Origin of the sequence: Aquibacillus albus, assembly GCF_016908325.1 — a bacterium.
Taxonomy (GTDB): Bacteria; Bacillota; Bacilli; order Bacillales; family Amphibacillaceae; genus Aquibacillus_A; species Aquibacillus_A albus.
In genome coordinates this window covers 153,903-171,886 of sequence record NZ_JAFBDR010000008.1, presented here as the reverse complement: position 1 = coordinate 171,886, position 17,984 = coordinate 153,903, and the positions used below count along the sequence as shown (strand labels likewise).

General features: G+C 36.8%; 21 protein-coding genes. 12 read left to right on the top strand and 9 right to left on the bottom strand.

The window, feature by feature from the left end; translation table 11 throughout:
• Nucleotides 1-192: 192 nt before the first annotated feature.
• Together JOC48_RS09265 and JOC48_RS09260 are read left to right on the top strand one after the other, a co-directional pair.
• Complete coding sequence (locus JOC48_RS09265; RefSeq protein WP_204498973.1) at nt 193-363, top strand: hypothetical protein; 171 nt, start codon at nt 193-195, stop codon at nt 361-363.
• Between the two features lie 245 nt (nt 364-608).
• Entirely contained in the window at nt 609-1,379 is a 771-nt protein-coding gene (locus tag JOC48_RS09260) for a hypothetical protein (RefSeq protein ID WP_204498971.1), read from the top strand.
• A 1,068-nt stretch (nt 1,380-2,447) separates the two neighbouring features.
• On the opposite strand, the gene JOC48_RS09255 is transcribed toward JOC48_RS09260, so the two are convergent.
• The 7 genes from JOC48_RS09255 to JOC48_RS09235 form a co-directional block, all read right to left on the bottom strand.
• A complete protein-coding gene (locus JOC48_RS09255; protein WP_204498970.1) occupies nt 2,448-3,431 on the bottom strand; it encodes an RpnC/YadD family protein in 984 nt (327 codons plus the stop codon).
• A gap of 392 nt (nt 3,432-3,823) precedes the next feature.
• A complete protein-coding gene (locus tag JOC48_RS21670; RefSeq protein WP_338024262.1) occupies nt 3,824-3,928 on the bottom strand; it encodes a putative holin-like toxin in 105 nt (34 codons plus the stop codon).
• Between the two features lie 356 nt (nt 3,929-4,284).
• A complete protein-coding gene (locus JOC48_RS09250) occupies nt 4,285-4,515 on the bottom strand; it encodes a hypothetical protein (RefSeq protein ID WP_204498969.1) in 231 nt (76 codons plus the stop codon).
• Complete coding sequence (locus tag JOC48_RS09245; protein ID WP_204498968.1) at nt 4,496-4,804, bottom strand: hypothetical protein; 309 nt, start codon at nt 4,802-4,804, stop codon at nt 4,496-4,498. The genes JOC48_RS09250 and JOC48_RS09245 overlap by 20 nt, the downstream gene beginning before the upstream one ends.
• 134 nt (nt 4,805-4,938) lie before the next feature.
• Entirely contained in the window at nt 4,939-5,046 is a 108-nt protein-coding gene (locus JOC48_RS21255) for a putative holin-like toxin (RefSeq protein ID WP_239584277.1), read from the bottom strand.
• A 289-nt stretch (nt 5,047-5,335) separates the two neighbouring features.
• Complete coding sequence (locus JOC48_RS09240) at nt 5,336-5,479, bottom strand: hypothetical protein (protein WP_204498967.1); 144 nt, start codon at nt 5,477-5,479, stop codon at nt 5,336-5,338.
• Nucleotides 5,472-8,408 carry an S-layer homology domain-containing protein gene (locus tag JOC48_RS09235; protein ID WP_204498966.1) on the bottom strand — a complete coding sequence of 979 codons (2,937 nt, stop codon included), beginning with the start codon at nt 8,406-8,408 and terminating at the stop codon, nt 5,472-5,474. Before JOC48_RS09235 ends, JOC48_RS09240 begins: the two co-directional genes overlap by 8 nt.
• A gap of 681 nt (nt 8,409-9,089) precedes the next feature.
• Here JOC48_RS09235 and JOC48_RS09230 point away from each other — a divergent pair.
• The 4 genes from JOC48_RS09230 to JOC48_RS09215 all read left to right on the top strand — a co-directional run bounded on the left by JOC48_RS09230 (nt 9,090) and on the right by JOC48_RS09215 (nt 11,810).
• Nucleotides 9,090-9,356 carry a helix-turn-helix domain-containing protein gene (locus JOC48_RS09230; protein ID WP_204498964.1) on the top strand — a complete coding sequence of 89 codons (267 nt, stop codon included), beginning with the start codon at nt 9,090-9,092 and terminating at the stop codon, nt 9,354-9,356.
• 116 nt (nt 9,357-9,472) lie between these two features.
• Nucleotides 9,473-9,970, top strand: a complete 498-nt coding sequence (locus JOC48_RS09225; protein ID WP_204498962.1) for a competence protein ComK — start codon at nt 9,473-9,475, stop codon at nt 9,968-9,970.
• 54 nt (nt 9,971-10,024) lie between these two features.
• Nucleotides 10,025-10,894 carry a DnaD domain-containing protein gene (locus tag JOC48_RS09220; RefSeq protein WP_204498959.1) on the top strand — a complete coding sequence of 290 codons (870 nt, stop codon included), beginning with the start codon at nt 10,025-10,027 and terminating at the stop codon, nt 10,892-10,894.
• Between the two features lie 586 nt (nt 10,895-11,480).
• Complete coding sequence (locus JOC48_RS09215) at nt 11,481-11,810, top strand: hypothetical protein (RefSeq protein ID WP_204498957.1); 330 nt, start codon at nt 11,481-11,483, stop codon at nt 11,808-11,810.
• Nucleotides 11,811-12,486: 676 nt separating this feature from the next.
• Here the strand turns inward: JOC48_RS09215 and JOC48_RS21665 are convergent.
• Both JOC48_RS21665 and JOC48_RS09205 read right to left on the bottom strand, forming a co-directional pair.
• A complete protein-coding gene (locus JOC48_RS21665) occupies nt 12,487-13,848 on the bottom strand; it encodes a DUF2971 domain-containing protein (RefSeq protein ID WP_204498955.1) in 1,362 nt (453 codons plus the stop codon).
• Nucleotides 13,849-14,218: 370 nt separating this feature from the next.
• Nucleotides 14,219-14,971 carry a hypothetical protein gene (locus JOC48_RS09205; RefSeq protein ID WP_204498953.1) on the bottom strand — a complete coding sequence of 251 codons (753 nt, stop codon included), beginning with the start codon at nt 14,969-14,971 and terminating at the stop codon, nt 14,219-14,221.
• 427 nt (nt 14,972-15,398) lie between these two features.
• Between JOC48_RS09205 and JOC48_RS09200 the strand changes: the two genes are divergently transcribed.
• The 6 genes from JOC48_RS09200 (at nt 15,399) to JOC48_RS09175 (ending at nt 17,931) form a co-directional block, all read left to right on the top strand.
• Nucleotides 15,399-15,548, top strand: coding sequence for a hypothetical protein (locus JOC48_RS09200; RefSeq protein ID WP_204498951.1), 150 nt, complete (start codon nt 15,399-15,401; stop codon nt 15,546-15,548).
• Complete coding sequence (locus JOC48_RS21765; protein WP_204498999.1) at nt 15,521-15,778, top strand: competence protein ComK; 258 nt, start codon at nt 15,521-15,523, stop codon at nt 15,776-15,778. Before JOC48_RS09200 ends, JOC48_RS21765 begins: the two co-directional genes overlap by 28 nt.
• A 411-nt stretch (nt 15,779-16,189) precedes the next feature.
• Entirely contained in the window at nt 16,190-16,465 is a 276-nt protein-coding gene (locus tag JOC48_RS09190) for a helix-turn-helix domain-containing protein (RefSeq protein ID WP_204498950.1), read from the top strand.
• Between the two features lie 114 nt (nt 16,466-16,579).
• A complete protein-coding gene (locus JOC48_RS09185) occupies nt 16,580-17,110 on the top strand; it encodes a competence protein ComK (protein ID WP_204498949.1) in 531 nt (176 codons plus the stop codon).
• A gap of 107 nt (nt 17,111-17,217) precedes the next feature.
• A complete protein-coding gene (locus tag JOC48_RS09180; RefSeq protein WP_204498948.1) occupies nt 17,218-17,637 on the top strand; it encodes a hypothetical protein in 420 nt (139 codons plus the stop codon).
• A gap of 15 nt (nt 17,638-17,652) precedes the next feature.
• A complete protein-coding gene (locus tag JOC48_RS09175; protein WP_338024263.1) occupies nt 17,653-17,931 on the top strand; it encodes a DnaD domain-containing protein in 279 nt (92 codons plus the stop codon).
• Nucleotides 17,932-17,984 lie beyond the last annotated feature (53 nt).

Sequence of the window (17,984 nt, the reverse complement as noted above, 5' to 3'; positions counted from 1 at the left end):
GAACTTTTTAAAAAGCGATTTTAAGAGTTTTAGTTAAGGTCGGTCTTTTTTACTTAAAAATGGTGGTTGACTTATTTACCATTATACGCTGACACCAAAACTTGGACCAAACTACTGCCCCATTAAATAAACAAGATAAAACAAGACCTAAACAAAACAAGCAGTAATGGTCCGAAAAAGACATCGCCTCTGTTGAAGAAGCACAAGCAGTCACGCCCCTATCGCCCAATTAAACAAGAAATCATCCCTGACTGGTTTACGCAAAACAAAAAAGCCTCAGCCAAAAGGTCAGACTTAGAAAAACAACAAGTAGATGTTGCTGATTTATTGAATGATTATTGCATGCAAAAGGAGTTGGGATAAAGAGCAAAACAACGGGGGATCCTCCTTCAGCAGCTGACAACCTACCTGTTCGACAAATTCCCAGGAGTCACTAATAAACAAAATTGTACATACTTAAACAATCAAAAATGTACATTTTATCGTTGACATTTATTAATTAGAGACAAATTGTAAGTGATTACAGATAAAGGAACTATCGACTTAGATTTATAGAATAGGACAAATATTATCTAACATAGGTTGTTAATGAAAGGATTTGACAGCCTATGAAAAACCTACGCCCAAACCAATTTACATACATCCACCCTAAAAATATTGAGCCTCTTATCAATAACCTGAAGATCCCGAGAATACATATTGATCGCAAGCTACAAAAAATACAAGCTGATGTCCATGACTCAGAAATCTGTGAGCTCGTTTTAAATGAAAAGACAGGCAACTATATACTTGTTGGTGGCTATACTTCTTACTATGCTTATTTAGAAAACAGAAATAATAACCAACTTATCTTATGCAAAACTTATGACAAATTAAACGAGTCAGAGAGATATTTACTAACCCTTGATTGGATATTTAAGAACCGAATCATTGATTGGCATGACCGAAATCAAATCATCGTAAAACTTCATCATGAATTCAACATGACCATTAGTGAGATTGCCAATTTTCTATTAAAGCCAGCTAAGGTAATAAAATATTACTTAAAGGCTCCACCACAATATAGTCAAAGATCCAAAGAAATGAATGCAGAAGGGACTATAAATAAAATTTGGCTCGAGGCGTTTAAACATAGACATAATAAGGAGTTCCTCACCGAAATAATTCTTTATAAGACACAACACATTACAGATCAACAACTAACCTTTATTGGATGGATGAGAGGAAATAGAATTAAGTTTGAAATGCACAACTTAACAAGCGAACAAGAACATATTCTCATGGAAAAAGCTCTATCTCTTAAAGATGACTTTTTATTAGAAATCAAGCAAACAATCAATTCTATGCGAAGGGAAAATGGAGAACCTCCCGTTTTTTGATTGATAAAATAATGATAACGCCTTTCTTTTCTCAAACTTTCGTTATTCTTTCCTCATAAGACAAACCTTTCGGTTTGTCAAAAAAGTATTTACAATCCTTTATCTGTCCTCTTACTGAAGACTAATGTCTATCTGATGGACCAGACCCCTGGATGCTTATCGGGTTAGGTCTAAAACATGCAAAACTATAAAGATTTTTATAAAAATCACCAAAAGGGTGTTGTAGCACGTGTTCCTTTTTTTGTGGGGACCGGGGGTCTGGCCCCTTCCCACAACCGGCACTGTATTAATTCCAAAAGAAGGAGGATCCCATTAGGAATCCTCCTTCTTTTCAGTTCGATTTATGAGTAACTTTCATGGATTTGTTCTCAGCTTTAATCGATTTATGCGCACACTCCTCGGAGTTTCTCTCATCTTTTACCGATTTATGTGCACGATCCTCGGAGTTTTTCTCATCTTAAATCACTTTATGCGCACGTCTTTTGGATTTACTCTCAACTACATCCGGGGTATGTGCAACTATCCCCGGCAATCTGATCAACCACCTCCCCAGAACCGGCTCTTCATTAGCGACTTATAATCACATTTATAATATAATAAAGAATACCGAGTGGCTGGTACCACTCGGTAACGTAACAGACCGCATAAAGAGCGGTTGACCAAAGTTTTATAATTATAAATAGAAGAAGTAACCGTCATCCTTTGGTCATGGGGACGGTTACTTCTTTCTGTTTAGAAAGACGACAACACTTACAACAAGTGTCTATGCTGCTAATAATGTTTAGAATATCTCAACATTCGCCATGTCCTATAACGAGTGTCGAAGTTTTTCTTATATTTTCAACCGAATAAGGTTAAAAACTTGAAAGTGTATACAGAATTGAGCTACAAAGCTTAATGCTTCATATGTCGTCATAATAGGTAGGATCTGATTGGATGGATGCAGAAGTCAAAGATATGACAAGAAAAATCCCCCATAACTAAAGAAACTGCTAATAATATATCAGCAACTTCTTTAGTAAAATCCACCAATTCTCGGGTGGTGACTAGGCACCAAAAATGATTAATTCACAGGTCATCCGCCATTTCCTTTACCTTTTCAGGTGGCAATTTCGCATGCTTTGCTACAAACTCTGCAGACATACCTGCTTTTAAAAGCTCAATCGCCACTGACTTTTTTCCTTCTTCTTTTCCCTCTTTTTTTCCTTCTTGCTTTCCCTCCTGCCTTCCTTCTTCTTTAAATATCTTCTCCCATTCTGCCAAAGATTTTGGCAAATTTTCACGATCCATGTACACCATTTCTTTTACCCCCTTTGTTTGGATGAGTTCATCTCTTAATTTTTTGGTTAATTCTAACGGAATCTGAAGTAAATAATCAATGAAGTAAATGAGTGTAGCGATATAAATGCGGCGTTCTACTGGAGGATAACTACTCTTTTGCAAAATTAATCGAAAAAGTTTTCGTTTGAAGCGATATCTTTTTACTTCGTCGTCTTTGGATTCGTTCGCATATTTGGCTGCCAACACTGCTATTGCAAAAGGGTTGTTTGATTCAATTAGTTCTTTTTCTTCGTGATCATTAAATTTATACATATTATATTTGTACGTTAATGAAGTACCATGCAAGGAATAGTGGTGTGTATCAGGCCTGAAACCTTTAGAGTCATCTGTTAACAATGCGATCGCAACAATGTCTCGATTAAATTTGTCATAGATTCGATAATAATAACGGAACATTCGCTTTGGAAAATCAGGATCTGGATCTCCTTGAACTTCGACATGAATGAGGATCCACTTTTCCTCACCACTTTTTAAATATACCTTCACAATTTGATCGGCAACTAGTTTTCCCTTTTTTTCTTTTACTATTTCTTGAAAAAGCTCTTGTTGTAAAAAATCTGGCTTCCTAGAAAAATTAATTTCCTCGGCGAGATTTGGTAGAAAAAACAGGGTAAACTCTTCAAACAACTCATGAATCAACTGTTTCCAAAGACCGTCATAATCTGTTACTCCATATTGGGATGGTTTTTCTAATACTAAATTACTTGCCACTATTTTATCACATCCTTATTTTAATATCTCTATTATAGCATAAAAACGGAACACTTGTTCGTTATTTAAACAAGAGAGGAACAATAAATAAAATCCCTAACTCCTAACAAGTACATACCCTGTATCATTTGAGTTTGTTTCATTCTCTGCTATTACTTTTACAATCGCATTTTGTTTGTCATATTCGACAAATCCCGGGACGTCACTGTGACCAAGCATTTCCCGAAATTTGACTGCATATATAAGTCCAATTATAATATATTAAAGAAGACCGAGTAGGACTAATACTCGGTCAATGCAACTACATGCCGCATGAAGAGCGGCTGACCAAAGTTAAGTATATTACTTAGAGAAAAGTAACCTTTCCTAACCTTTGTCGGGGCGCTGGACGGTTACTTTTTTCTTATTTCTTTGACGATTTGAACAACAACTGCAAGCCCATTAAGAAGAACCAAACTTGATGTTAATGCAACACTGATTGCTTCATATATCGTCATTTTTCCACCTCCCTTCTTACGGGAGATGGTCAACCGCCCATCCGCTTTATGTAGTTACCAATCTATTATACTACTAAATATAATAAACAAGCACATTTCAACTTACTTAAATTGCCATTTGCCAATTAAAAAACCCTTACTTATTGCCACATCATACTTATCCACTCAAGATAAATTACTTTATTTTCTACAATTCGGTTGCAATATCTAGGCACATTTGTTCGAAAAATTCCGGGGTGTTACTGTGACCGGCTATTTGTTGACTGCATAAGTAAGTACGATTATAATATAATAATTTAAAGAGAGAAGCGAATGTTCACTTCTCTCTGCAACCCCTACCGTCAGGGTGATGGTTGTCAAAGTTTATTTTTTATGGGAACCACCCTTTTGCTTTGGACGGCGTAGGGTGGTTTTCTAGATAACGTTACATATTTTGCAACTAATTCTAATGACATACCATCATTTAGCATCCTACGAGCAACTGCTCTGTCATTTTCTGCCTTTCCTTCTTCTCTTCCCTCGTCTTTAAATATCTTCTCCCACTCTGCCAAAGATTTTGGCAAATTTTCACGATCCATGTACACCATTTCTTTTACCCCCCCTTAATTTTTTGGTTAATTCTAACGGAATCTGAAGTAAATAATCAATGAAGTAAATGAGTGTAGCTATATAAATGCGGCGTTCTACTGGAGGATAACTACTCTTTTGCAAAATTAATCGAAAAAGTTTTCGTTTGAAGCGATATCTTTTTTCTTCATCTTCTTTGGATTCGTTCGCATATTTTGCTGCCAACACTGCTATTGCAAAAGGGTTGTTTGATTCAATTAGGACGTCACTGTGACCATTCCTTCTTGATTTGACTGCATATATAATCACATTTATAATATAATAAAGAATACCGAGTGGCTGGTACCATCCGGTAAAGTAACTACATGCCGCATGAAGAGCGGCTGACCAAAGTTTTATAAGTATAAACAGAAGAAGTAACCATTATCCTTGGTCTAGGGCGGTTACTTCTTTCTGTTTAGAAAGACGACAATAGTTACAACAAGTGTCAATGCTGCTAATAACGTTATACAGAATTGAGCTACTAAGCTTAATGCTTCATATGTCGTCATTTCTACCACCTCCCTTCTGCAAGAGAGATGGCCAACCGCCCACCATACAATGTAGTTACTCCTCTATTATACTACTTTCTAAGAGAAAACGATAAATAAAAAAGAACATACATTCTTGTATCCAGGAATAACAACCAGGTTCTACTCGTATATGTGCACCAATCCCGGAGTTTCTCTCAACTTCCCTTCGTTTATGTGCAACTTCACGGGGTTTTCTATCATCTTTCCACCGTTTATGCGCACAGCACCAAGATTTACTCTCATCTTTCGCCTGTTTTTGCGCACAGAATCATGATTTACTATCACTTACAATCGATTTATGCGCACAAACCCCAGATTTACTCTCACTCCATTTCACAACCGGGTCCTTAATACTTTCTATTAAATGAAACAAAGAGCCAGCCCCAAGGCCAGCTCCCCACTTATCATTCAAAATCAACATTTACTGAAATTCCATCTACTTCTTCTACGAGGTTCGCACCGGATCCCTCAATTTTTTCTGCATCCATGATATAGGATGGATCTTCAATAGCAATATCCAGTGTTCCTTTGTAATCCTCATACGCACCTTTAAACGTAATCTCTAGTACACTATCATCCCACGATTTTGTGGCTAATGAGTATTCCGTCCCTGGTGTTAATTCCTCTCCATCTTCATCTTCTATCACTAAATCGAGAGAGGCCAATAAGGAATTAATTTCATCACTATCTGTACCGATAGCTGCTAGTGATTCCGTGAATGTGAGGTTAATTCGATTGTTACTCTCTTCTAATTCAACTTCTGGGTCACCGTCACCATCAAATAATACCTCTGGGGCAATCTTATCCAATAGCGTTACTTCGCCAGGGGAGTAGTACTTTATTTTCTCTCCATAGCGGTTTTCTGTATTGTTTCGATTAACAATAACTTCAAAGTCACTAAGATCATAAGCGATCTCTTCTGACAATTGGATAGTCACCACTGATCTACCATCTTCACTTGATACGGAAACGCCAGCTGGATCAATCGTTACATTATCATTTTCAAAAGAGAAATCATCAATATCCAAGGCAACTTGATCATCAAAATAGATTTCTAGTGTATCTACTTCAGTAACTTCAATTCTATCAATTTCTACAAATCCTTGCTTATCCAAATTCACATCAAAGCTGTAGGCACTGATGGCATTACCTGATTCATCCGCAATACGAGCAATCGTGATATCATCGTTTTCACTAATGGAAAAATCATCCTCTTGATGCTTAGGGATTTGAAGCTCAACCGTCGTTTGATTATCCGTTACATCTATGTCTACATCTTCTAAGTCAGATAATATTTTTCCATTGATTTGATAATTATCTAAATCATTGATCGCATACTTGCCTGAGGTGGCCATCGGTTCTGGGAAGTGAACCACTGCTAGCCAAAAATCGTCGTTATTATCGTAAATTTTTGCACTTACTTCGTCTGTCTTAATTGGCGTGGAGTCTTCAACATTAAATTCATAATTAGCAGGACTCATCTCATTACCAGATAAATCTTCTACTCCTTCCAATTCAATCATATGTCTGCCAGTCACTTTGTCTCTAAATGTGACGCTAATTAGATCTCCATCAACAACGATATCGTCTACTCTTATGTCCTGCCCCTGACTATTTACAATGCTAAAATTAGCTTCGTCGACAGAATCTTCATCAATTTCTTCGGAAAAGGTTATTTCAATCTCATCTTCTGCCACGGACTCCACATTTTCTACTTCTGGTTTGGTTTCATCTTCTTCGATCGAAACCTCTAGTCGAGTTTGAGAGGCTTTCACATTATCCCAGTGATCTAGTAATGATTTTCCGTCAATAAATATATATGCTGTTCCACTAGGCAATGTTGAATCTTTAAAATATAAAGTCAGTTCCTTTCCATCAACTTCTGCACCATAACCAGTAGTTGTATTTGCTTCTTCGTCAACCGTGTTACTACTATTCGTATGGTAGAAATGATCATAATCAGCAGATGAAGTTAAAAGGATCTCTTCATCAAAAACCAACGTCACACTATTTGGCGTTGCGTTCTTATATCCAACTACCTCTGGTGCATCTTCATCCGAAATAACGCGAAGGCTATATTCTGTATCCTTTAACCTTAACCCTGCATAATCCTCTAATCCTGGATCGATTGTTAAATCTAGATATCCTTCATCAAAGCTGGAGTAAAATTCAACAATTGCTTCTGTATTATTTTTGTTAAAATTCACTGACCTTACAAAAAGGTCATCTCCATCTTGTTCTATTTCAAATAACTCTTCTAACGTTTCTCCAGTAAATAAATGGACCCAATCGCCGTCTGATTCTTTAACAGCAAGTGGCTCACTGAAGGATATTTTAACAGTACTACTACCAATCACTTCTGTATTCGTTACTTCAGGGACAACCGTATCAAAGAATTCAATTTCCTCCTTGACTTCTTCCCCTGCTACTTCCTCATCAATCGTTAATGTAAGAACATCCTGATTTTCTGGTACATCCAAATCATCAATCGTTAACAGTAGTTTCTTTGAATTGGAGGCTGCTTGTACATCTTCATCACTTTCAAATGCTATCGTGAAATCAAGCTCTTTTCCGTTTTCATTCTCAAGTTCATAATGACGACTGTTTTTAGCAGCTTCTATATCAATGTCACCCTGTAAGGTAATCTCAATTTGTTTAAGATTATTGGCTTCAACCTTTTCAATGGAAGGTTCTCCCGAATTTTGTTCTTCCAATATCTGCTGTACCCTATAAACAAAAGTAGCAAACTGGCCACGCTTCACCAATTCCTTTGGACGAAAATCATCTAATTGATTCGTAATGCCATACCGTGCAAGGATTTTCACTCCACTTCTATGTGATGGACTGACATTATCTAGATGAACGATAGATTCGTATCCATCATCCTCTAATTTAAACGCCTTCACGATTGTTGTTGCCATTTGCTCTCTTGTTAGCGTATTGGATGGACCAAAATAGCCACCACTTCCTCGGAAAATTCCTGCATCTGTAACCGCAGCAATCTCCTCCGCATATTCATGATCACTATCTACATCCTCATATGTATCTAGTACTGCATCCGTGTCAGATGGCACTTCCAAATCAAGGGCACGAGCAAACATAACAGCACTGTGTACCCGTTCCATCCCTGCGTATACACCATATTCTGTTGATGTATGCCCACTGATAACCCCTTGTTCTGTTAGTGCTTTAATAGAATCATAGTGTGAACCCCCGAGCTTTACATCCGTAAAATCCTCGACTTCCGCTGCGTCGATCGAAGCTGGCGATACAGCTGCCAATACGGATGTAGCTGCAACCGAGGATGCAACAAGTTTCCCAACTGTTTTCTTATTCCCCATATAGCGTTATCCTCCTATTCCTTTATCTACTATTAGGATACTCTATATAGTTTAAAATCGAAAGGAAATACATACAAATTTCGGTAAAATTCACCAAAAAATGCCTCGTGGGACACGGGGACAGGTCCCACGTCCCAGCCAGATATCCAGATGTGAGCACCATTCGATGTTTTTCTTTCAACTTTGAAGCGTTATGCGCACAATCCCAGAATTTACTCTCATCTTTCCACCGGTTATGCGTACCGAATCTGGATTTACTTTCACTTTCCCCGGCTTATGCGCACTGTCTCGGGATTTTCTCTCAATTTTCTCCGGTTTATGCGCAACCGATCACGGATTTTCTCTCAACTTCCTTCCTCTTATGCGAACCCTTGGGATCGGAATTTCTGATTGAAATACTTTCACTGTCGTATTGGCAATACCTGCAGCAGTACCAGGGGCGATATCTATAGCTGTCCGTTTCTTCCATGCTCGCCCCCCCTACTAGGTTTTTGTTCTTTAAACAAATTAGGTATCAGCTGACCCTATGTCTTTTTTTATGGTGCCACCCTCCTGAACTCAAACATCCTTCCTCCATAAATTTTTTATTACTATTTTCCATTTATTCCCATAATTCTACCTATAGGTTGTGTGAATTTTTCCCATCCAACTAGATAATAGCTAAAAAAGGTGGGGTCAGCATTGGATAGAAAAGAACATATAGGTAAAATGTTTGGGAAGAATTTGAAGCATTTAAGATCAAGTAGAGGCCAGTCACAAGTAGAGTTTGCTGAAGAAATTAAATTGAGTGACAAAAAACTTAGTAAACTTGAGCTCGGCCAAAATCACCCATCGTTTACAACACTCATAAAACTTCATCGTAAATTTGGGTTTAAAGTGGATCCGATCATTCAAGAAATTTGTGAAAATCTAGGACCCTATGAAGCTGAATTTGATGATGAAGAGTAGTCATAACGAATGTTGTCTTATGGCTACTTCACCACATCATTCGCTCTCCGCATGTACTTAAATATTCGATTCACCCACTCTACTGATACCAATCCCACCAAAAAGGAGTCCTCACAATGACAATGATTCTATCAAACTACTCTATCAACCAAAACACCATGGCACTAACCTCCGCTGCTCAGATCGAATACGACACCATCGTATACGAACGCAACCGGCAGCTTTTCATCAAGAAAACCCCTTTTCAACTTATCAAACAAGCTTGCTTAGAAGCTTACTCGTCCTATGAAGGAAGGCGATCCGCTGTCATGTATCAAACGAACTTAAGACAGAAAGTGCCAATTCCAATTGATCCTGTTCAAAACATTTACACCTTTCCTACCCAGTCTCCAAGTCAATTTGATTGCAGCTGGCTCTTCTACCACCACATCAAGTCGATACATCCGCACCATCTCGCCTTAGGTCATGCCATACACAAGTCTATTATTACCTTTAAAAATGAACAACAAATTCCCATGCGTGAATCCTATTACCAGTTGGAAAAACAACGACAACGTACAGCCATTTGTATTCTTCAAATAGCTTCTCAGCAGCACCAGCAACTCAGTCTTTAATCAAACTTCGTACAAAAATCTAATCCCAAAACCCCATCGAAAGGAAAAAATCTCATGAACTACATAAAAGAAATCAATGCGTTTTATAATCACCTGGAATTTAATCCGCTATCAAATGCTGCCGTCCTGTTGTGGCATGCCTTAATGCAAATTAATAACAAAGCTGGCTGGAGAAAGGAATTCACCGTTGCAGCCAATGTACTTGCTGTAAAAGCACAATTAAAGGATAGTACCTTTAAACGAGCGCGGGAGGAATTGAGAGAGAAAGGCTATATCCACTTCCAGTCTCGTGGTGGTAACCAATCCGCTATCTATCAAATGATTAGTTTGACCTTCACTACGGAGCCCAATAGTCACTACATAAGCAATGAAATACAAGAGAACAACATTAGTAAACACAAAGCCAACGATAAAGTGAACAGCAATATGGACGACAGGATGAACCACAAACCTGCCCCATTAACTAAACAAGAAAATGTTGAAACAAAAAAAGACGATATTATAAAAACAACAAACAATGTTGTTGCCAGCTTTTATGAAGAAAACTTTGGGAAAATAACGCCGTACGTAAAAAAAGAAATAACCAGTTGGGTGGAGAACCTTAATGAAGCATTAATACTTGAAGCAATGAAACAAGCGTTAGAGCGGAATCACATTAAGTGGAACTATGTGAAAGCTATTTTGCAAACATGGAAGGACAAAGGGTTAACTAGCCTAGCGGATGTTGAAGCAGACATGAAAGCTTTTAAGCAAAAACAACGAACACTGCACCAGAAGCCTATGCACGTGAAACAAGAAGTCATCCCGGATTGGCATAAAAGTCCAAACCAACAGCCTTCTCGTAAACTGCCTGGTGCTACTGATGATCAGTCAAGTACGGTTGATTTATTAACTGATTATTTGGATAGGAAGCGGGCGTTGTGAAAAATCATATTAGTTGGTTTTCTTACGATGAACGATCATTCTAACTACCCGCAACTCGACAGACAAATTCCGGGTGTCACTGTGACCACACCGCTCTCTTTCTTAGGCTGGTTGACATTCACCGATTTCAAAGATAAGAGAATATCTATTCGGTCATAAATAGGACCTGACAACCGATTTCGGTAAGAGGGGCTTTCTTAAGAAAAGATAAGTATCTTGAGTTTACATTTCTACAAAAAAATCCAAAATCCTGTAAAACAACAAAAAAACTAAAAAGAGAAGTGAACAAACACCCCTCAACCTCCAACAAAATCCGGATCGTCACTGTGACAATAACATACGGCCACAAGAAGGTACCATCTCTGCCATGTTTTTTACCATTAACGTAATTTAAAAGTTAAAAAGCCTATTCCTCCTAGTTGTCATCGAAGAATTAGGCTTATGGTTATTGAATAGTATATTTGTACTGTACAACAAATGACTTGATTTCATTTGGTATTTTACATAAATGATTAATTAGATTTATAAGAAGATTCTTAATTGTTAAATTTATCCACATAGTTTATAATTTTTTTGAGGTGATTAGATGAATACCAAGGCTACCCAAAATACAAATGCAGTCCGAAGTTTCATTTCTCTTGTTGATCCTAGTAACCGTTCTTCATTCTCTGAAGACTTTTTAGTATCTGTTTATGGTGCAGGATTTAACAAGAAAGAAACATATGAAGTTCATTTTCAAACAAACACTTATGGCGCTTACGATATTTCAATTAGAGAGTTTAGTTACTCAACATTAAGACTACCTAGAGATTATTTCTCCTCATCATTTAATGAAATTAATTTTGATGAAATAGAGGAAACGCTAACGATAAAACCTACTGAAAATAAAAGTATTGAAATAACTATTCATGCATAACATTTTAGGATGAGCATTTCATTAATGTTTCAATAGTGTTGGAACGGTAATGAACTCATCCATTTTTCACAGCATTCATACCTAGCATCTTGCTTCCCTCATTTTCTTGCTTCTTTGTTAACTTCTAAAGAATAGTTTTCCTTAATCAATTACGCATTATTTAGTCTACGATGCAGCACTAGAATGTATCCTAGTTTGTATAGTGCTCATCAATTACACTAAGGTATTTAGTGGTAAACGACAGTTTACTAGTAAAATCTTTGTAACAGGGTGATAAAAAGTATGGCAATGGTGATAAATTTCATTGGCCGTAATCATGAATTCAATTATTATAGTAGTTGATATAAATATTAACCTGATTTATGAAGATACAGATCAGTAACCAAGGATATGTAGCTTTCAACTATAGTAACAGGCTCTGCATTGGTTAGCTTTAGTGTTTGAAACTATTTATCCCTCTAAATTAAAAAAACCCTCACTCCTCGTTAGGAATTAGGGCTTGTTATATGAACTAACAATCATAAATATAATATATAATTGAAGGTTCAATTGATACGGTTATACCAATAAAAAAAACTCCCTCAAAAATTTTCTCTACAGAGCTTTCCTCATGCCTTTCGACAAAATCCGGGGCGTCACTGTGACAATACCTTCAGGGGCTGCAACCCCAATACCTTTAACCTAAGAAATTTAACTTCCTTTGATACAGTTTCCCAGTACTAGTAGAATATGCCATTTCATAAAACTTAAAATGTTCTCGCCCAGTCTCTCCACACTTTCTTTTTACTATTTCCATTATTTCAGTCCTAGCTTCTTTCGGAGTTCTTATTCCAAAAATAATTGCCTCTAAATCCTCAAATTTATATTCTAATAGCCTATTATTTTTAATACTATAAGTGTTTAAAGCGCTACTCAATATAATTCGGTATTCTCTTTCATGTGACCATTCGGGTAGCTTTTTTAAAAATGCCTTTTCATATCGATTCCAATAGTCTTTTCTCCATTGATCTATATCATCGAAAAACTTTTCACCACAAACGCTTTTCTTTCCTTTTTTGTCTGTGTACCATTGTTCGATTAATTGCCATTGTGGTAGTCTACCTATATTCTGGAAAAAGTCGAAATCCTCAAACTCCGAGGAATAATCGATTGGTCTTAGCGGAAGCTGTCGGTACTCATGATGAAAACCGTTTGAACTGTAGCCCGTAATTGTTTTCAATGGTAATGCCGGGTTTACTTTATCATCGCTATTATATTTTAAACAAACACCTGTATGATTTACGCCGTAAGTCCCCCATATTGCTGAATTTGAACAATTATCCATAAAACATGCCACAAAAGCTTCAGGGTATGTCAATTTTACAATGGAATCCAGATACATTTGCGGAAATTCTATCTGTATGCTTTGTTGTTTAGGAGAATCCTTTAATTTAAATAATAACTCGTTATCCCAGGCTTTCACTAAATCATATAAAGTGTCCATTAACTCACGATAAGCTTCGCCATCTGAATAAAGCTCCGATGGTTCTGGAAAATCCAAATCTAAAGCAATGTCTTTCCTATCAAACCTTTTGTTTTCTGGATAAGTGAATAAGCCATTTTGTACATCAACTTCAAGAATAGCTTGTATCGCTTCAAAAGATAGTATCTTCAAATGAACATACATTTCTTCCATATAAATCTTATTTGGATTTTCAATTAGAACCTTTAAGTATGATTGCACAAACCTATTAGAAAAGAAACTGTCATTTATATTTTCAATTCGTTCTTGATACATATCTGTAGGTAAATCTCTTTGGCTTTTAAAAACTGGAACATCCTCTTTCTTTATCGCTTCATCTTCCGGTAACACCCTAGAAACTAGTAGGACATGTTCTAAACAAAGTAGGTAGTGCTTGAAAAAATTCTCCCAAACCACTCTGTCTCCCCGGAAATAATAACGGCGCATTCCTTCCATCGGATCGTTTAATTCCTCCAATGCTGCAAAATAGATTTGTTGTTTTTCTAGCTCTTGATAGGGTCCTATTAAATTTGCCACACTTCTAAACCTGTACAATAGCCCTTCTCCTTCCTAAACTATTTTTTAGCAATTTTGAAAATTAAGGTGCCCCCCTTTTTTCAATCTAGGGTTGGATACCCGATATCAGTTCATATTCCAAATAATCTAATCACTGAAAAATCTACAAAATTAGTCCCAATCTGTCCATATTGGGTACCTGGTACCGACTTCCGGGTTATTATATGTTGGTATAAAGATGAGCTAATAAATTTTCATCTTCTGATTCCATACTAGAATCTCCTGCACCTCTATCCGACAAATTTCGGAACGTCAGACATAATATTATTTCGAAACACCATGAATCACGTAAAAAAGCTGTAACGTCACGCTTGGCCGTCGATCCGTTAAACTAAAGGTTATCATCATTCCATTTTATCTTTATCAAAACATCAGCAAACTTTTGTCCAAGACTAGATAGACTATAGTCTGAATGAATACCATTTGATACTGGACTTCTTTGAACTTGTACTAATCCAACAGCTAGCAATCTTTCACATTTTAATTGTCTTATGTTTTTAATTACCACACCGCCGTCATAGCCAGCACTAATATATTCATCGACCTTTTTCTTTTCAAGTGATGCGTTATGAAAATCTAACAATTGTATGAAGTCTTGGTAAAATACTCGTTCAACAACTGCAAGAAGTTCTCTATATTCTCCCCAAGAAATCTTTTGATTAATGTATTGAACATAGAAGACCGCAGTTATTTTAGCTTTTTCCACTTCATCTAATCGATCTAAATGAAAGGTGATCAACTCAACTTCTTTCTGTAACCATTTTTCATTATTTTCTGCTGCAATTTTTCTCTTTTCAATTTCTTCAGTATTGGCGTTACCTTGATTAAGAGTTTGTATAAAAACAATAGTTTTAGCCAGAAGGTATTTCTCTCTAATAGCAAAAGATACTTTTGCCAAAGAATGAACTGATTTAACTATAGGAATGTGTTGGAGCACTTCTGACTCCAAGAAAGAATCTATTCCACTTTCAATCATGTCACTACTGATTGATTTAACCTCATCAATATAAAGGGACTTCATTATTGCGTCTATTGGTTTTAATTTATTATCTATTTTAGAATTATAATCATTGTTCTTTTTCATTTATCATAGCCTACTTCCTTACCTTAAACTCGATTGTATACCCGATACATTAGGGTCTATCACTATTGTCCATCGTCCTTCCGCATTGTTGTCTTTCTATCATTGTTTGAGAAGCTTAATTAGATTGGAGATTATAAATAGATTTATATGGTAACCGATTTAGGATATTTATCGTAGAAGAAATCTACATTCTTGATGGAGCATGATGTCGCCGTAGTAACTAATTGTACAAAATAGGCAGACATCAACTTTTTCTCCCTTCTATTTTTTATTAATATTCTTGAAAATTAATCTATGGTATCACTTATTCTTTACGAAAAAAATCCAGTTTTGTTTCAACTTTCTACATGTTTTTTTGAATTCTAATTTGTTATCCCCCCTACATTTACCCTTTCTATATTCAATTCCCAAAAGGAGTGTCCTCTCTATGACAGAAATATTACGTGGTTACAAAATCACTGAAAAAACGATGGATTTAAAACCAGCCAAGCACTTTGATTATGACACTATTAATATTGAAACTGAATGTGAGCTTTACACACGCCCCCCATACAGCTCATCAAACTGGATTGCATAGAGGCTGGTTGCTCCTATTATGGAATACAAGAAGCAATCACATTCTATACAGGCTCTCAAAAGAAAATCCCAATCCCCATTGATCGGATAAAAAATATTTATGCCTTTCCTACAAATTCACAAAGCCAGTTCGAATGCAATTGGTTCTTTTACAACCACATTCATTCCATTCAACGTTCTAAATCCATTGACACATCCAACATTAAATCAATTGTAAGCTTTAAGAATTAGAGATGTAAGTTTCCAATTAAATTTTAAAAAAGCAGATGATGAGCACAGCGATGTGCATGCTGGTTTCCTTCTTTGCAATCTTATCCTTTTAAAATTTACGGTTGGGTACCCGATATCGGTTCATATTCCAAATAATCTAATCCCTGAAAAAATCTACAAAAAGAGTCCAAACCTGAATAAGTCACCCTTTTATCACACCAAACTGTCCTCATACATTGAAAAATATGACAATCTGTCCATATGGGGTACCTGGTACCGATTTCTGTTCTACAAATCCCGGGACCTCACTGTGACTTTATCTTATTTCCACAAATGACCAATTTTTTCTTAAAAAATACCCCGAATACGTGCACCTGCACGTACCATTTCTCTTACCCAAACTAGATAATAGGTTCAAAAAAGGGGATAACCTTGAAAAATAAGGGATTAGATGGTCGCATACTTGGTCAAATCATACGAGATTTAAGATTAGAAAGAAAAGCAAAAGATAAAACTTGGACAATTGCTTACTTAGCTGAACAAGCCGAAATGGATGAAGATCACCTCGGTCATATCGAACGCGGCAATAAAAAAGAGCCGCAATTTGTTACGATTGGTAGACTAGCTAAGGCTCTGGATATTAGTCTTGATGACATTTGGGAGCAATATGAACAAGAATTTAAAAAATACTATCCTGACGACGAGTAATTTCCTTCTCCACAGCTCGCTCTCATCCTTAGTATCGATAATTCGATACTAATCTTCGCCTTTTACATTCGAAACTAAAACATAAATACAACCCCCGCAAAGGAGTGTCTTTCCATGACCAAAATCTTGTCTAACTATGATGTCAACGAACAAACAATGGCTCTCTTACCAGCCGCTCACCTCGATTACTACACGATTGTTTTGGACTGCAACCGTCAGTTATTAGTGAAGCGAACACCACTCCAACTGATTGGAAGTGCTTGCTTAAAGGCGGGTTCTTCCTATGATGGACGGCGGTCAGCTGTTATTTACCTAACCAATTCTAAAAAGAAAATTCCTATTCCTATTGACCCATTTTTAAATATTTATGCTTTCCCAACATGCTCTCCAAGTCAATTCCACTGTCATTGGATCTTTTATCACCACGTTAAGTCAATTGTCTCAAATTCCAAAACATCTCAAGCAAATACTCCATCTTCAATCATCTTCAAAAATGAATACCAGCTCCCAATGAAAGAATCTTTCTATCTTTTAGAAAAACAAATGCATCGTACTGCTGAATGTGTCACAATCCTATCTTCGTATCACTATATGCTTGCTTCAAAAACACATCAACGTTTGTTTCCATTTTACCTTTATACTTAAAAATGAAAGGAAGTCTCTCATGAACTATATCAAAGAAATAAACGCCTATTATAACCAAATCGAAACAAATCCGCTCTCCCCATCTGCCGGCATTTTTGTGGTACGTCTTGATCCATATTAATAATAAAGCAGGCTGGAAGAAGCAATTTACCGTAGCAGCTTCTGTCTTACGAGTAAAAACTAACTTGACGGAAAGCTCCTTCAAGCGAGCAAGAAAAGAGTTAGAAGAAAAAGGGTATATTTCCGTACTATCAAGAGGTGGCAATCAAGCACCTATCTATCAACTAACATCGTTGTCGTCCATATTGGACCACAGTACAGACGACAGGGCGGACCAGACTGTGTCCAGCACCACGAACCAGGATGCGGTCCGAAAGATGGCCCCATTAAATAAACAAAAAGAAACAAGACCTAAACAAAACAATCAAACACCAACGACAAACAGCGCGGCCGTGTTTTACAAAGAAAACCTTGGCAGCCTTCCTCCATACATATTAGCTGAGCTACAGAATTGGATTGCTAGCTGAGGCGATACCCTAGTAATTGAAGCAATGAAAAAAGCACTTGAACATAATAAAGCATCCTGGAGTTATGTCAAAGGCATTCTGCAGTCATGGTCTAAAAAAGGCATCTCTTCTGTTGAAGAAGCACAAGCAGAAGCATCCGCTTTTAAGAAACAACAAGCTAAAAAGCATGAAGTCATCCCTGACTGGTTTAACCAAAACAAAAAAGCCTCACCCAATTGGCCAGACTTAGAAAAACGACAAGTAGATGTTGCTGATTTATTGAATGATTATCACATGCACAAGGAGTTAGGATAAAGGGAGCAATAATGCGAAATATCGTTCCACAAGTAGGAGAAAAAACTACTAAT

Bases quoted from the DNA above. Each gene is read 5' to 3' on its own strand.
- JOC48_RS09185 (WP_204498949.1), top strand. From the start codon at position 16,580: ATGACCAAAATCTTGTCTAACTATGATGTCAACGAACAAACAATGGCT.
- JOC48_RS09235 (WP_204498966.1), bottom strand. From the start codon at position 8,408: ATGGGGAATAAGAAAACAGTTGGGAAACTTGTTGCATCCTCGGTTGCA.
- JOC48_RS09200 (WP_204498951.1), top strand. From the start codon at position 15,399: ATGACAGAAATATTACGTGGTTACAAAATCACTGAAAAAACGATGGAT.
- JOC48_RS21255 (WP_239584277.1), bottom strand. From the start codon at position 5,046: ATGACGACATATGAAGCATTAAGCTTAGTAGCTCAATTCTGTATAACG.
- JOC48_RS09250 (WP_204498969.1), bottom strand. From the start codon at position 4,515: ATGGTGTACATGGATCGTGAAAATTTGCCAAAATCTTTGGCAGAGTGG.
- JOC48_RS09260 (WP_204498971.1), top strand. From the start codon at position 609: ATGAAAAACCTACGCCCAAACCAATTTACATACATCCACCCTAAAAAT.
- JOC48_RS09205 (WP_204498953.1), bottom strand. From the start codon at position 14,971: ATGAAAAAGAACAATGATTATAATTCTAAAATAGATAATAAATTAAAA.
- JOC48_RS09215 (WP_204498957.1), top strand. From the start codon at position 11,481: ATGAATACCAAGGCTACCCAAAATACAAATGCAGTCCGAAGTTTCATT.
- JOC48_RS09225 (WP_204498962.1), top strand. From the start codon at position 9,473: ATGACAATGATTCTATCAAACTACTCTATCAACCAAAACACCATGGCA.
- JOC48_RS09220 (WP_204498959.1), top strand. From the start codon at position 10,025: ATGAACTACATAAAAGAAATCAATGCGTTTTATAATCACCTGGAATTT.
- JOC48_RS21670 (WP_338024262.1), bottom strand. From the start codon at position 3,928: ATGACGATATATGAAGCAATCAGTGTTGCATTAACATCAAGTTTGGTT.